General features: G+C 56.6%; 13 protein-coding genes. 11 read left to right on the plus strand and 2 right to left on the minus strand.

Translation table 11 applies throughout. The features are described from left to right. Positions 1-6 precede the first annotated feature (6 nt). The 7 genes from EOI86_RS04870 to EOI86_RS04900 all read left to right on the plus strand — a co-directional run bounded on the left by EOI86_RS04870 (position 7) and on the right by EOI86_RS04900 (position 8,349). On the plus strand, positions 7-1,005 hold the full coding sequence (locus tag EOI86_RS04870; protein WP_127763985.1) for an ABC transporter ATP-binding protein: 999 nt from the start codon (positions 7-9) through the stop codon (positions 1,003-1,005). Between the two features lie 100 nt (positions 1,006-1,105). After that, positions 1,106-2,212, plus strand: a complete 1,107-nt coding sequence (locus EOI86_RS04875) for an extracellular solute-binding protein (protein WP_205032063.1) — start codon at positions 1,106-1,108, stop codon at positions 2,210-2,212. Positions 2,213-2,327: 115 nt separating this feature from the next. Then, positions 2,328-3,134 (plus strand): ABC transporter permease, encoded by an 807-nt coding sequence (locus EOI86_RS04880; RefSeq protein WP_240035572.1) that lies wholly within the window; start codon positions 2,328-2,330, stop codon positions 3,132-3,134. A gap of 143 nt (positions 3,135-3,277) precedes the next feature. Beyond that, the gene (locus tag EOI86_RS04885) at positions 3,278-3,928 is read left to right on the plus strand and encodes an ABC transporter permease (protein WP_240035573.1); all 651 of its coding nucleotides are present in this window, start codon (positions 3,278-3,280) and stop codon (positions 3,926-3,928) included. Positions 3,929-3,947: 19 nt separating this feature from the next. Further along, complete coding sequence (locus tag EOI86_RS04890; RefSeq protein ID WP_127763989.1) at positions 3,948-5,108, plus strand: acyl-CoA dehydrogenase family protein; 1,161 nt, start codon at positions 3,948-3,950, stop codon at positions 5,106-5,108. Next, a complete protein-coding gene (locus EOI86_RS04895; protein ID WP_127763990.1) occupies positions 5,105-7,207 on the plus strand; it encodes an acetate--CoA ligase family protein in 2,103 nt (700 codons plus the stop codon). The genes EOI86_RS04890 and EOI86_RS04895 overlap by 4 nt, the downstream gene beginning before the upstream one ends. After that, entirely contained in the window at positions 7,204-8,349 is a 1,146-nt protein-coding gene (locus EOI86_RS04900; protein WP_127763991.1) for a serine hydrolase domain-containing protein, read from the plus strand. Before EOI86_RS04895 ends, EOI86_RS04900 begins: the two co-directional genes overlap by 4 nt. Before the next feature lie 40 nt (positions 8,350-8,389). Here the strand turns inward: EOI86_RS04900 and EOI86_RS04905 are convergent, their stop codons facing one another. Further along, on the minus strand, positions 8,390-9,046 hold the full coding sequence (locus EOI86_RS04905) for a helix-turn-helix domain-containing protein (protein ID WP_127763992.1): 657 nt from the start codon (positions 9,044-9,046) through the stop codon (positions 8,390-8,392). A gap of 622 nt (positions 9,047-9,668) precedes the next feature. Here EOI86_RS04905 and EOI86_RS04910 point away from each other — a divergent pair. The 4 genes from EOI86_RS04910 to glnT all read left to right on the plus strand — a co-directional run bounded on the left by EOI86_RS04910 (position 9,669) and on the right by glnT (position 14,034). Then, a complete protein-coding gene (locus tag EOI86_RS04910; protein ID WP_127763993.1) occupies positions 9,669-10,598 on the plus strand; it encodes a class II glutamine amidotransferase in 930 nt (309 codons plus the stop codon). Position 10,599: 1 nt separating this feature from the next. Beyond that, a complete protein-coding gene (locus tag EOI86_RS04915; protein WP_127763994.1) occupies positions 10,600-11,277 on the plus strand; it encodes a GltB/FmdC/FwdC-like GXGXG domain-containing protein in 678 nt (225 codons plus the stop codon). Positions 11,278-11,288: 11 nt separating this feature from the next. Beyond that, positions 11,289-12,632: an FMN-binding glutamate synthase family protein gene (locus EOI86_RS04920; RefSeq protein ID WP_127763995.1), complete on the plus strand. Its 1,344-nt coding sequence runs from the start codon at positions 11,289-11,291 to the stop codon at positions 12,630-12,632. Between the two features lie 73 nt (positions 12,633-12,705). Next, entirely contained in the window at positions 12,706-14,034 is a 1,329-nt protein-coding gene (gene glnT, locus EOI86_RS04925; RefSeq protein ID WP_127763996.1) for a type III glutamate--ammonia ligase, read from the plus strand. Here glnT and EOI86_RS24935 read toward each other — a convergent pair. Continuing rightward, the gene (locus tag EOI86_RS24935; RefSeq protein WP_420810082.1) at positions 13,997-14,275 is read right to left on the minus strand and encodes a Gfo/Idh/MocA family oxidoreductase; all 279 of its coding nucleotides are present in this window, start codon (positions 14,273-14,275) and stop codon (positions 13,997-13,999) included. The two genes, glnT and EOI86_RS24935, sit on opposite strands and share 38 nt — an antisense overlap. Positions 14,276-14,335: the final 60 nt, after the last annotated feature.

Below are 14,335 nucleotides of genomic sequence, written 5' to 3' on the forward strand. Positions count from 1 at the left end.
TCCCCCATGACCCTTCCCGATACCGGCGACTTATCGATCAAGAATGTAACCAAGACCTTCGGGTCGACGACTGCGGTCGATCACGTAAACCTGGAAGTGCAACGAGGAGAGTTTTTGACGCTCCTCGGACCATCCGGTTCCGGAAAAACGACTTTGCTGATGATGATCGCGGGATTTGAGGACGCGTCATCCGGTGATATCGCGTTGGACGGCGCGTCGATCCTAAATGTTCCGGCGGAAAAGCGGAATTTCGGCATGGTCTTTCAGGGCTATGCCCTGTTCCCGCATATGACCGTCCGCCGCAATATTTCCTATCCCCTTGACGTTAGAAAGCGCCCGAAATCTGAAATTGAAAGTCGTGTCGAAGAGATGCTGGCGCTGGTCCAACTGGAAGGGTTTGGGGATCGTCTGCCGAAGCAACTCTCTGGCGGGCAACAGCAGCGCGTTGCCCTTGCGCGTGCGCTATGCTTCGCGCCGCCCGTTTTATTGTTGGATGAGCCGCTTGGCGCCCTGGACAAAAAATTGCGGATTGAGGTTCAGGCTCAGCTTAAGGCGATCCATGATCGCGTCGGTACGACCTTCCTCTACGTCACGCACGACCAGGAAGAAGCGCTTTCGATGTCCGACCGGATCGTGATCATGCGTGACGGCAAGATCGAGCAGGTCGGTACGCCAAACGAGTTGTACGAAAAGCCGCGCACCGTCTTTGCGGCGGACTTCCTTGGAAAAAGCAACTTCCTGGAGCGGTCGGAAGCGACCTATGCCTTGCGTCCGGAGAAGATCGACGTGGCGCCGTCGGGCGACTTGCAGTGCGCCGTGTCGGTAACGGGAAAAATTCAAACCATCTCCTATTTCGGCGCTGTCCAGAAGCTGATGGTGATGCTCGATGACGGGAAATGCTTGGAGGTCGACGTCGATATTTGGCGGAACCGCAACGCGTTTTCGGTGGGCCAAGTTGTTGACTTGGGATGGACCGATGACGCCGTCACAAAACTAGAAGGTTAGAGTTTCTAGCAACTGGGAATGCTCCCTTGGTTAAGGGGGTCAAAATCAAAAGGGGCCGACTTTTACCGGTTTCTGTTTTTTGAACATGGAGGGTTTTTCAGTGGATAAGCAGTTTTTAAAGGAATCCGTTCAACAAGGTGCGGTGGCGTTCAAGGCCGGAAAAATGGATAGGCGCGCGTTCCTGACGCTTTGTGCCATGGCCGGCGTCGCAGTATCCGCAGTCGCTCGCGGCGACGCACATGCCGCCGCAAACCAGATAATCCTGTGGAACTGGGGTGGATCATCCGAAGTGTGCCACGGCCAGTACATCGCCGAACCATTCACGGAATCTACCGGGATCGGCGTCGGCTTCGATACGTCGGGTCCGCTTCAGGGCAAGATTAAGGCGATGGTCGACTCCGGCAGTGTCACGGCAGACGTATGCGATGCCGATGCATTTGACGCGATCGCGCTCGGAGATTCAGGTCATCTCGAGCCCATCGATTACAGTGTTGTTGATAAGGCGAAGGTGCTGGACGGGTTCGCCTGGGAATATGGCGTCTCGATCATATTCTACGGCTATGCCTTCATGTACGACACTGAGGCATATGGCGACAATCCGCCGAACTCATGGGCTGACTTTTTTAATACCGCGGAATTCCCTGGGAAACGCTCGCTGTACAAGTGGGCAAACGGCTCATTGGAAGGCGCGCTCTTAGCCGATGGTGTCAGCAAAGACGCGCTGTATCCACTGGACCTCGATCGTGCCATTGCGAAGGTCAAGACGATCAAGGAAGACAGCCTTTATTGGGGATCCGGCTCGGAAGCGCATTCCATGATCGTCAATGGCGAAGTCAGCATGGGGATGGTTTGGCAAAATCGCGGAAAAGCGATCGAGGACGACACGGACGGCAGGTACAAACTTGTCATGAACGAGGCGCTTGCAATGCCAGGTGCCTATATTGTGCCGCGCGGCAACCCGGCCGGCCGTGATGCGGTCATGAAGTTCATTCAAACGGCTCAAGACCCGAAAGCTCAACTTGGGTTGCTGGATTGCCTCGGTATGACGCCGACCAATCCCACCGCGTTCGGGATGATTCCGGAGGGACAGAAAGCCTACGCAATTACCTCCGCAATGAATATCGACAAGGTCGTCTACAACGATCCGGTTTGGTGGGGTGCCAATTCCGAGAAAGCAGTGAACGCTTTCTTGGAAGCCATTAGCTGACGTCACTGCAATGCTCGGGGGTGAAACGGTTTCTGTTTCACCCCCGAATTGCCCATTCAGTCCAAATTGTGAGTGTTCTATGACTTGGCGGCTTCCAATACACAGCGGATGGTTGATGATATTGCCATTTTTGGCGGTCATCGCAGGATTCTATATCTATCCCATCGCTAATGTGCTGTGGCTCAGCGTGGTTGAACCGGAGCCGGGTCTGGGCAATTACGCGGCCTTGTTCGATACGGAATCGTTACGCCGAATTATTCTTACAACCATTCGTATTTGTGTTGTTACCACGTTCTTCAGTGTTCTGTTCGGATACACGATCGCCTATGCCATGGTTCATATGGATCAGCGTAAGCAGAACCTGATGCTTGCCCTCGTTTTGGTCTCGTTTTGGATTTCCATCCTAGTCCGTACATTTTCTTGGCTAATGTTGCTTGGGCATAACGGGCTGCTCAATAATGGTTTGCAGGCCATTGGTGTGATCAATGAACCGATCGCCTTCGTCAGGAACGAGTTGGGGGTCCTGATCGGCATGATCCACTACATGATTCCATACGCTGTTCTGCCGCTTTTGGTGAATATGCGGAATCTGGACATGCGGGTCATGCGCGCCTCTCAGAACCTTGGCGCAACGGGAACGCAAACCTTCCTGCGTGTCTATTTGCCGATGACGATTCCAGGTATCGTCGCGTCCACGATTCTTGTTTTCATCCTAAGCCTCGGGTTCTACGTCACGCCGGCAATTCTCGGCGGCGGCAAAGTGCTGATGATCGCCGAGTACATTTCGGTTCAGATTCTGATCACGCTGAAATGGGGTACGGCTGCCATGCTGGCGACGCTCATGCTGTTTGGTGTCTTGGGCATGTTGTACGTGATGTCGCGTTTCATGAAGCTTTCCGCAGTGTTTGGGGGAGGACGGTAATGCGTCGAAAGTCCTTTGCCGACCGTATCCGCACCTGTGCCGTATGGTCGCTCCTTATGTTTCTCGTGCTCCCGGCCCTTGTCGCTATTCCGGTCTCTTTAACGCCTAAACGGTTTCTCTCATTCCCCTCGAGTGAGTTGTCGTTGAGGCATTTCGAGACGCTGATCAATAGCAGCCAATGGATATCCAGTTTCTTCCAGAGTGCCACGATCGCTGGAGCAACCGCGCTGCTTTCCACCATTTTCGGCACGTTGTGTGCGGTCGGATTGTGGCGGGTTTCTTCAAAGATGGGGGAGACGGTGCGGGCCTTTCTTCTGCTGCCGCTGATCATCCCGCAGATCATTTCGGCGATGGCATTTTACCATCTCTGGATTCCTCTAGGAATATTGGACAGTTATCCGGGATTGATCCTTGCCCACACCATCCTGGCGACCCCGATGGTCTTGATAACCGTCAGCGCGTCCCTGGCAAATTTTGACCCAAAGTTGGAGCAAGCCTCCCGCAACCTGGGTGCATCCACCATGACCACCCTATGGATGGTCATTCTACCGTCGATCAAACCCGGCGTTTGGGCAGGGGCCCTGTTTGCCTTCATCCTGTCTTGGGATGAGATCGTCGTCACGCTCTTCATTTCACGCTTCTCGGTCTACACGCTGCCGAGACGGATGTGGAACGGCATTCGCGAAAACACGGATCCAACGGTCGCATCCGCGGCGGTTGTCCTGATTGTTCTGACCGCACTGGCCTTTGTCTCGTATGAACTGATCATCCGCAAACGCCAGAGATCTGCTTGATACAAACTCGGAGAGAGATGTGGAATATCAAATTTCCCATGAAAATGAGCTTGTCCTGAACACGGTGCGCGCCTTCATGGAAGAAGAGCTGCTGCCGCATGAGGAAGAGGTGGACCGGCTTGGCGAGGTCCCCGAAGACTTGGGTCGGCAAATCGAAGCCCGTGCAAAGGAAGTGGGTCTGTTTGCTGCCAATCTACCGGAAGACGTCGGCGGTGGCGGTCTGAATTATTCAGCCATGGCCCTCGTGGAACGCGAATACGGCAAGACGTCTCACGCGTTGCATTCCTGGATCGCCAGACCGACAGAGATTCTGCTCGCCTGTGACGATGCGCAGAGGGAAGAATACCTGGCGCCGTGTGTTTCCGGCGAGAAGCGCGAGTTGTTCGCCCTGACGGAGCCTGAGGCGGGTTCCGATGTTATGGGAATGAAGTCGACGGCGCGAAAGGATGGCGACGATTGGATTCTGAACGGGTCTAAACACTTCATTTCCGGCCCCTGTATGCCCGACTTCGCCATCGTTTTCGCGGCAACAGGTGTCGATGAAACCCCGCGGGGACCGCGCAAGCGTGTGACCGCATTTCTTGTCGATGTGGGGTTGCCCGGGTTTGATATCCAAGAAGGCAACAAATGCGTCAGTTACCGCGGATACAAGACCTATCAACTCGCATTCGATGACGTCCGCATTGGGCCCGACAAAATGCTGGGGGTAGAGGGACGTGGTCTGGAACTCGCCGGCAAATGGCTCGGCATGGGAAGAATCTGGGTCGGTGCGACCTGTTGCGGTAAGGCGGAACGTTTGTTGGAAATGGCAACGGATTGGGCCGCTAGCCGCAAACAGTTCGGCAAGCCGATTGGGCAGTTCCAGGCGACGGGTTTTCGGTTGGCCGACATGACAATGGGATTGCGGGCGGCGGACCTGATGGTCACCGATGCCGTTCAACGTGCCGATGCCGGTGCGTTGCGTGACGAAGACGCAGCGATGGTAAAGGTGTTCTGCTCGGAAATGCTCAATCGCGTAGCGGACGATACAGTGCAGATTTTCGGCGGGATGGGCTTGATGGAAGAACTGCCCGTTCAGCGGCTATGGCGCGATTCCCGTTTGGAACGAATCTGGGATGGCACATCGGAAATCCAGCGCCACATTATTACGCGGAGCATCTTGAGGCCTCTGGGCGCATGACACCTGCGCAGACCCGGAATTTTAAACGCCTTTTGAATCCTCGCCATATTGCTTTCATCGGTGGAGCGGATGCATCCGTCGCCCTCAATGAGGCACGCCGTATCGGATTCTCGGGTCAGTTCTGGCCGGTCAATCCAAGAAGAGATAATCTTTTGGGCATTCCGTGCTACGCAAAGCTGGCGGATTTGCCCGAGGCACCGGACGCGGCTTATGTCGCGATCCCGTCTCATGCGGCGGTTGAAGCGGTCGCGGAATTGAACCGAATGGGGGGCGGTGGAGTCGTATGCTATAGCGCGGGTTTCAAAGAAACCGGCGGCGCGGGCGTCGACTTGGAGAAGGCCCTGGTCGAGGCGGCTGGCGACATGGCGTTGATAGGGCCGAATTGCTATGGCGTCATCAACTATCCGGACCGGGTGGCTCTGTGGCCTTTTGCCCATGGCGGTGGTTCACCGGGGTATGGGGCGGCGATAATCACGCAAAGCGGAATGCTCTCCTCCGACATAACGATGTGTCAGCGTTCGCTTCCACTGACCTATATGGTTTCCGCGGGCAACCAGGCCGCCCTTGGGTTGGAGGATTTCGTTGAAGTTCTTAGTGAGGATCCACGGGTTCGGGCAATCGGCCTGCATATTGAAGGTATATCGAGTATCCCTCGTTTCGAGGAAGTCGCGATCAAGGCAGCCCGGTTGGAAAAACCCATCGTCGCTCTTCGTACCGGGACCTCGGCGATCGGCGGCAGTTTGACTGTAAGCCATACAGGGTCATTGTCCGGCGAGAACGAGCTTTTCTATGCCCTGTTTGAGCGGCTTAATATCATTGCCGTGCAGTCGCCGGTTCAATTTCTGGAAACTCTGAAGTTCCTTACTGTCGCTGGGGCACCGAAAGGGCGCAGGTTGGCCGGCTTCACCTGTTCCGGCGGCGGCGCCACGATGCTAGCGGACCGCGCGGAATCGATCGGGGTAGACTTTCCGGCATTCGATGGGGATCTGGCGGTGCGCCTGAAGGAATTGTTGCCGCCGGTTGCAACTGTTTCAAACCCACTCGACTACACGACCCCGATTTGGGGGCAGCCGGAATATACACGGCCCGTTTTCGAGGCTGCTATTGGCACGGACAGGGTGGACGCCGCGCTGTTGGTGCAAGACTATCCCGCAGAGGGGTTGGATGAATCTAAGCAATCCTATTTGAACGACGCCCAAGCCTTTATCGCGGCAACACGGACTTCCGCGATACCGTCTGCGATCTGTTCGACTTTTCCTGAAAACATCGATCGTGAGACCAGGGATTTTCTCATCGCGGAAGGGATAGCGCCGATCCAAGGTATCCATGAGGCTTTAGAAGCGATCGATGGTGCTACCGCATGGGCGTTGGGGCTGCCTTCCGTACCCGACAAACCTCGGCAAGAACCGCTTCCGTTACCTGCCGGGGCGGTTGTGACTGTCTTGGACGAAGCGGAAGGAAAACGGCGCCTTCGGGACGCCGGACTGCCGGTGCCCAGTGGCTTTTGTGTAGAGGGGTATGAGGTTCATTCTGCAGCAGAAAGAATTGGCTACCCGGTGGTGCTCAAGATGATGGGGCCAATGCTTCAGCACAAGAGCGATGTCGGTGCCGTTGCCTTACATTTGGAGAATGGGCAGGACCTGTCGAACGCGCTGATCCAAATGCGCAAAGAGGTTGCCGCTTGTAATCCCGAAGCGGTAACGGACCGTTTTCTTGTCGAAGCGATGGGACCCAAACCGGTCGCGGAGGTGATTGTCGGCATTCGCCGTGACGCACAGTTCGGATTGGCTCTAACTTTGGGTTCCGGCGGTGTCCTTACCGAATTGATTGGCGATGTGGTGACCCTGTTGCTTCCTTGTTTACGCACGGATCTGGAACGCTCCCTCGAGAAACTGAAAGTCCATCGTATCATCCAGGGATATCGAGGCGGGAGAAAAGGGTCGGTCGACGCCATCGTGACGACATTGGAAACACTGTGTAGCTTTGCACTTGACCATGCGGACACGATTACGGAAATCGAGGTAAATCCACTCTTTGTATACGAAGACAGGGTGGTTATCGTCGACGTGCTCATGCAAAGCATCGACGGTGGGCGATGACGGGGCTGGAAACATTTCCCAATCCGGATCTGGTAGTCGGCGACGACCACAAACAGCAATGGATGCGCGCGGCCTTCAGGCGCAATGGGTTTCACAATGCGGATCGCCTTTTCAGGCGTGCGCGCAGTTTTCGTGCCGCCCGCGTCCTCGCCCTTGAAGAATCCTATTGCCCTAAGCTTATGGGTTTGGATGCGACGCGTCGGCTTTCAGAGCAGCCATATCTTTCCGCATTGGTCGTCGCACGCGGCAACGAAATCTTACTCGAGGTGCGCGCACCCGACTTCCCCGTATCGCAAACACACTCCATACAATCTGTCACGAAATTGCACATACATCTGATGGTCGGATGGTTGATAGCGGAAGGTCGCATCGATCCCACCTTGCCGGTGTCGCGTGTTCTGCCTGACATTGGCGATGGTTATCGCCATGTCACGGTCCAGGACTTGCTGGACATGCAGGTGGTGAATGATTTTTCCGAGGATTACAGCGACCCCAATGCCGATTGTTATCGGGAAGAAGTCGCCCTTGGATGGCGTCTGCCGCCGCAGGGGGAGAGCGAGTCCGGCCTGTCGGATTTCGCCCATGGGATCGGTGGGGCGGGCGTGAGAGCCGGTGACGGTGTTGTCCATTACAAATCGGTGAACACCGATGTCTTAACGCTGATTTGCTCACAAGTGTCGCCGGTCCCCTTGGAACAATTGATAGAGGCTGTCGTATCCGCCGCTGGTTATGAGGGAGCTTTTCATATCAGTATCAGCCCGGATGGGTATCCAGCCTTTTCTGGGGGCGGTTGTCTCACCGCCCGGGATGCGGTTCGGCTTGGATTGTTGTTCGCCCGATGGGGCGCTGGACCGGATGGATCTACGATGTTCAATGGAGCCTTCCTGAGGAAAAGCATCGAACGATCCGCCCCGCGTTTCAAACCGCCGCGACAGCACGTCCGATATTCGAACCATCTGATGACCAACGGTGTTTGGGTTGGTCATGCGGGGTACGGCGGCCAATTTGTCATGGCTGATCCTAACCGCGGCGTAGCAGCGGCCTTTCTAAGTGTCCTGGACAATGAGTCCGGATATGACGAACGGTACATGGAAAACGTGGTGCGAGATCTCGATACAGTGATATCCAGCGTCGGCGCCTAGCCGCGTTGAGACACTTGGCCGGGAACCTTTGCGAAGAAACTCAGGCTTTGTGTTGTGGATAAGAAATGACGGATAGGTATCGGATAGGGAATTCGACCAACCGTTCCGGTCCATGCGGCGCGTCGGCATCGAAGAACAGTGTGTCGCCGGGTTCAAGGTGATAGATCTCGCTCCCGTGCAGGTAATCCACTTTGCCTTCCAGCATATGTATCATCTCGATCCCGTCATGCTGGAAGGTTTTGAACGTGTCGGATTTTGTATTCAGCGATATTAGATATGGTTCAACAATGACGCCGCTTGAATTCGATCCGATATGGCCCAACAAATTGTATTGATGCCCCGCTCTTGTGCCCGCACGTTCCGTTTCCATCCCCTGGCCGGCTTTGGTTAAAACGGCTTCACGTCTTTCTTCAAAGCCGCGGAAGAATGCGGTCAGCGGAACGGAAAGCGTGTTGGCGAGCGTTTGCAGGGTGGTCAGAGAAGGGGAGGTGTTGCCGTTCTCGATCTTCGACAGCATCCCGATGGAAAGGTTGGTCAGTTTGGCCATCTCCGCAACGGTCATGCCCTGCTGCTTCCGGAAGGCGCGAATTTCGCGGCCAATAGCGACCTCTAGGTTTTTCTCGCTGTCGTCGCGAACGCGATGCGGATCTTGGTCAAGTTTCGTTGTAGATGGGCGTGGGCCAGTGTCCGTCGCCATGTGTTTCCTCGATTGCGCTTGGTCACGATAAGATCAGAACCGGCTGTCTTTGTTAGCCTTTATTCACTGATTTAAACTATTTTTCCCTTCATTAAACAAGATCGAGGGGACGGTTGTTTTGGGTTTGGCAGGCACGACAACGCGTATCGGAGTTCTACTTTGCCCAGGCCCTCCAATGGCCCGGCTAACTCGCCGTTAGAGCCGCATTGCATGGCTGACCGGATTTTGGACCCGCGCCTCCCGGCATGCAGGTCCCCATCCCCTGTGGCCAACGAACGCTTTGGTGCTGAATTTGAAATCTGAATAACGTATTGAATTCGATCACTTTGCGCCCTCTAGCCAGGTTGGTTCGGGAACCTACAGGGGCTTTGGGGCCAAAAACGACGTCGCAAGCGAAATAAGTTGTGAAACCCGCGGAGATATGGCGGCGAACGGCCTGTAACTATTTGAAGTTACGAGATTAAAAATCCCGTTGGATGCTTCGGGACGCCGTGCCGCGAGGTCAGCAAAAGTTTCTTAAAAGTAAAAATATATTCACCGTATTGCGATTTTAAAACGTCGCTGCTAACCTGCCTGCAACGGCCCGGAAGGGACAGAATGGTGAGCGAGGAGCGGCCAAGAAATGTGCGGAATTGTAGGCCTTTTTCTGAAAGACAAAGCACTGGAACCTCAGCTGGGTTCCTTGCTGACCGCTATGCTGGTCACGATGACGGACCGGGGTCCCGATAGCGCGGGCATCGCGATATATGGGGAAGACAACCCGGCCATCTCAAAATTGACGGTCCAGTCCGACGAACCGGAACAGGCGTTTGCGACGCTGGAGAAAGATTTGGCGGCTGCCTTGGGCGGCGCGGTACATCTGCGCGCAAAGGACACTCATGCGGTGTTGGAAGTCGAGCGCGGGCAGTTGTCCGCCGCGCGCGCACTGCTCACCAAGATCGCCCCGGACATCCGTGTTATGGCGACGGGCGATACGGTTGAGATTTATAAAGAGGTCGGCCTGCCAAAGGATGTGGCAGCCCGTTTCGATTTGGCGTCAATGTCCGGCACCCATGGCATCGGCCATACCCGCATGGCGACGGAATCGCTGGTCACCACCATGGGGGCGCACCCGTTCAACACCGGCCCCGACCAGTGCCTCGTACACAACGGGTCGCTGTCCAATCACAACCGCCTGCGCCGGAAACTCCAGCGCGAAGGTGTGCATATTGAGACCGAGAACGATACCGAAGTTGGTGCTGCCTATATCACGTGGCGCATCCAGAACGGCGCGACCTTGGGTGAAGCGCTGGAGGGCGCGCTGAATGACCTCGACGGGTTCTTTACCTTTCTAGTCGGCACCAAGGACGGGTTTGGCGTCGTGCGAGACCCGATTGCCTGCAAACCCGCGGTGATGGCCGAAACCGATCAATATGTGGCTTTCGGGTCGGAATACCGCGCGCTGGTCAACTTGCCGGGCATCGAACAGGCCCGCGTTTGGGAACCGGAACCCGCGACCGTCTATTTCTGGAGCCACCAAAGCCCCTCCACGCCCACGAAGAAGGCCGCCTAACATGCAGACGATTGACATGGAAACCACCGCTCTGCGCGATTTGAACGCAACACTTCAGGCCCAGGCGGAAACCACGAACCAGACCACATGGGAAATTACGAACCCCAAGGGCAGTCACGCAATTGCCGTGGGGCTGGACGCGCCGATTGACGTAACGGTTAAAGGGTCAACCGGCTACTACTGTGCTGGCATGAACAAACAGGCCACGATCACTGTGGACGGCTCGGCCGGTCCGGGGGTTGCCGAAAATATGATGAGTGGCAAGGTCGTGATCACGGGCGATGCGTCGCAATATGCCGGTGCGACCGGCAATGGCGGCACGCTTGTCATCAAGGGCAATGCCTCGTCGCGCTGCGGAATATCTATGAAGGGCATCGACATCATCGTGCACGGTAATGTCGGACATATGTCGGCGTTCATGGCGCAATCCGGAAATTTGGTGGTCTGCGGTGATGCCGGCGATGCCTTGGGCGATTCCATCTACGAGGCGCGTCTGTTTGTGCGCGGATCGGTGAAGTCGCTGGGTGCGGATTGCATCGAGAAGGAAATGCGACCCGAACACTTAACGCTTCTTACGGATCTTCTGGAACGTGGCGGCTGTGATGCCAAACCCGAAGAGTTCAAGCGCTACGGTTCGGCGCGCGAACTTTACCACTTTAAAATCGACAATGCGTATTGAGGGCAGGCGACATGAACGACGAAAACATCAGCGCCCCGCGCACCATGCCCATCCAATCCGCAACCTTCAGCCAAGACACCAACGCCGAAATCCGGCGTGCCGCGGCCACGGGTATCTATGATATCCGCGGCGGCGGGGCCAAACGCAAGGTGCCGCATTTTGACGACCTGCTGTTTTTGGGCGCGTCAATCTCGCGTTATCCGCTCGAAGGGTATCGGGAGGCTTGCGACACCTCTGTGACGCTGGGCACGCGCTTTGCCAAGAACCCGATCCAGCTGGACATACCCATCACCATCGCCGGTATGTCTTTTGGGGCCTTGTCCGGTGCCGCGAAAGAGGCGTTGGGCCGTGGCGCCACATTGGCAGGGACCTCTACCACCACAGGGGATGGCGGTATGACCCCCGAAGAACGCGGCCATTCCGAAAAACTGGTATATCAATACCTGCCGTCGCGCTATGGGATGAACCCTGATGACCTGCGCCGCGCGGATGCCATTGAAATCGTCGTGGGCCAGGGCGCAAAGCCAGGCGGCGGGGGTATGCTGCTGGGGCAAAAGATCACTGACCGCGTTGCGGGCATGCGGAACCTGCCCAAGGGGATCGACCAACGCTCCGCCTGCCGCCATCCGGATTGGACAGGGCCTGATGATCTTGAAATCAAGATACTGGAGTTGCGTGAGATCACCGGCTGGAAGGTTCCGATTTATATCAAGGTCGGCGGGTCGCGGCCGTATTTCGACACCACGCTGGCCGTGAAAGCCGGTGCGGATGTCGTCGTTCTCGACGGGATGCAGGGCGGCACGGCGGCCACGCAGGATGTGTTCATCGAAAATGTCGGGATGCCCATCCTTGCCTGTATCCGCGAAGCGGTGCGGGCGCTGGAAGACCTTGGCATGCACCGGGAGGTGCAATTGATTGTGTCGGGTGGCGTGCGAACCGGCGCCGATGTGGCCATATGCATGGCCTTGGGGGCCGATGCCGTTTCAATCGGCACCGCCGCATTGATTGCGCTGGGCGATAACGATCCCAAATGGGAAGCCGAATATCAAAAGCTGGGCACCACGGCGGGGGCCTATGACGACTGGCACGAAGGCAATGATCCTGCGGGCATCAGCACGCAAAACCCCGAGCTTTCTGCGCGTCTCGATCCGGTTGAAGGCGGGCGGCGCTTGCGCAACTATCTCAAGGTGATGACGCTTGAAGCGCAGACAATTGCGCGCGCCTGCGGCAAGAACAAATTGCATAACCTGGAACCCGAGGATCTTTGCGCGCTAACCATGGAGGCCGCAGCAATGGCCAAGGTCCCGCTAGCGGGCACGGATTGGTGGCCGGGTAAGCCAGGCACGGCATTTTAAGGGGAGCACGAAAGGCGCGGCGCGGATGCCGCGCCTTTTCCAATTCATGGACAGACAATGGGGAACGGATTGCATGACCACTGATCTCGCGAAATTCGCCAAAGACAACGGCGTCAAATATTTCATGATTTCCTTCACGGATCTTTTTGGCGGGCAGCGCGCCAAGCTGGTGCCTGCGCAGGCCATCGCGGATATGCAGGAAGACGGCGCGGGCTTTGCCGGGTTCGCCACATGGCTCGACATGACCCCGGCGCACCCCGATATGCTGGCCGTGCCGGATCCGTCCTCCGTAATCCAACTCCCATGGAAGCCTGAAGTGGCATGGGTCGCAGCGAACTGTGTGATGGAAGGCGAGGACGTGGCCCAAGCCCCACGTAATGTCCTGCGGCGCTTGGTGGATGAGGCGGCCGATATGGGGCTGCACGTTAAAACAGGTGTTGAGGCCGAGTTTTTCCTGCTCACCCCGGAAGGTGACCAAGTCAGCGATCCCTTCGATAACGCTGAAAAGCCATGCTATGATCAACAGGCGGTCATGCGCCGCTATGACGTGGTGCGAGAGATTTGCGACTATATGCTCGAATTGGGCTGGGGGCCGTACCAGAACGACCACGAGGACGCCAATGGCCAGTTCGAAATGAATTGGGAATTCGACGACTCGCTCAAAACCGCAGACAAGCATTCCTTCTTCAAGTTCATGACCAAATCTGTTGCGGAAAAGCACGGCTTTCGCGCGACGTTCATGCCCAAACCCATTGAAGGCCTGACCGGCAACGGCTGTCATGCGCATGTGTCGGTTTGGGATGCGCCGGGCGAGGCGGCCACCACGAACGTGTTTGCAGGGGAAGGGGAAGGCCAGACCGGTGAACTGGGCCTCTCCGAGCAGGGGAAATTTTTCCTTGGCGGGATCATGAAACATGCCAGTGCGTTGGCCGCGATCACCAACCCGACCGTGAACAGCTATAAGCGCATCAACGCCCCCCGTACGATGTCGGGCGCAACCTGGGCGCCAAATACCGTCACATGGACCGGCAACAACCGCACCCACATGGTCCGCGTGCCCGGTCCTGGCCGGTTTGAGTTGCGGCTGCCCGATGGCGCCGCCAACCCGTATTTGCTGCAGGCCGTCATCATCGCCGCCGGTCTGTCGGGTATCCGCAGCAAGGCAGACCCGGGCAAGCGCTACGACATCGACATGTATGCCGAGGGCCACACGGTGCGCGGCGCCCCCAAGCTGCCGCTAAACATGCTAGACGCCATCCGCGAATATGACAGCGACACGGAGCTGAAAGAGGCGATGGGCGACGCGTTTTCGGCCTCGTACATCAAGATGAAAATGCAGGAATGGACGTCTTTCGTAACCCATTTCAGCCAATGGGAAAAAGACAACACGCTCGATATCTGATCCGGGGTCTAAACGATCCGTATCGGGTGAGGGGCATTGGATCGCGGTGCGCGGGAACCTTCACCGCGACGGTGATGATGTCGATTTCGGGATCTGCAAGCATCTGGTAGGGGGCTGAGAACCATTTCTCCGCACCGAAATCCTTGGCTGACGCCTTTGCGCTTTCTTCCCGCCGGGTCGCGACCGCTAAGAGCCTCAGCGGCGGTTGCGTCATCAAGGCGGGAATGTGTGATCCTATCAATCTAGCGGCGACCGCGCCGGGCTGGCAGAATTATCTGAAACTCAGCGCGGAAGCCGGAAA

Origin of the sequence: Hwanghaeella grinnelliae (assembly GCF_004005845.1) — a bacterium.
Taxonomy (GTDB): Bacteria; Pseudomonadota; Alphaproteobacteria; order UBA8366; family Aestuariispiraceae; genus Hwanghaeella; species Hwanghaeella grinnelliae.

Coding starts and splice junctions, on each gene's coding strand:
- EOI86_RS04870 (WP_127763985.1), top strand. CDS start 7: ATGACCCTTCCCGATACCGGCGACTTATCGATCAAGAATGTAACCAAG.
- EOI86_RS04880 (WP_240035572.1), top strand. CDS start 2,328: ATGATATTGCCATTTTTGGCGGTCATCGCAGGATTCTATATCTATCCC.
- EOI86_RS04895 (WP_127763990.1), top strand. CDS start 5,105: ATGACACCTGCGCAGACCCGGAATTTTAAACGCCTTTTGAATCCTCGC.
- EOI86_RS04900 (WP_127763991.1), top strand. CDS start 7,204: ATGACGGGGCTGGAAACATTTCCCAATCCGGATCTGGTAGTCGGCGAC.
- EOI86_RS04905 (WP_127763992.1), bottom strand. CDS start 9,046: ATGGCGACGGACACTGGCCCACGCCCATCTACAACGAAACTTGACCAA.
- EOI86_RS04910 (WP_127763993.1), top strand. CDS start 9,669: ATGTGCGGAATTGTAGGCCTTTTTCTGAAAGACAAAGCACTGGAACCT.
- EOI86_RS04915 (WP_127763994.1), top strand. CDS start 10,600: ATGCAGACGATTGACATGGAAACCACCGCTCTGCGCGATTTGAACGCA.
- EOI86_RS04920 (WP_127763995.1), top strand. CDS start 11,289: ATGAACGACGAAAACATCAGCGCCCCGCGCACCATGCCCATCCAATCC.
- glnT (WP_127763996.1), top strand. CDS start 12,706: ATGACCACTGATCTCGCGAAATTCGCCAAAGACAACGGCGTCAAATAT.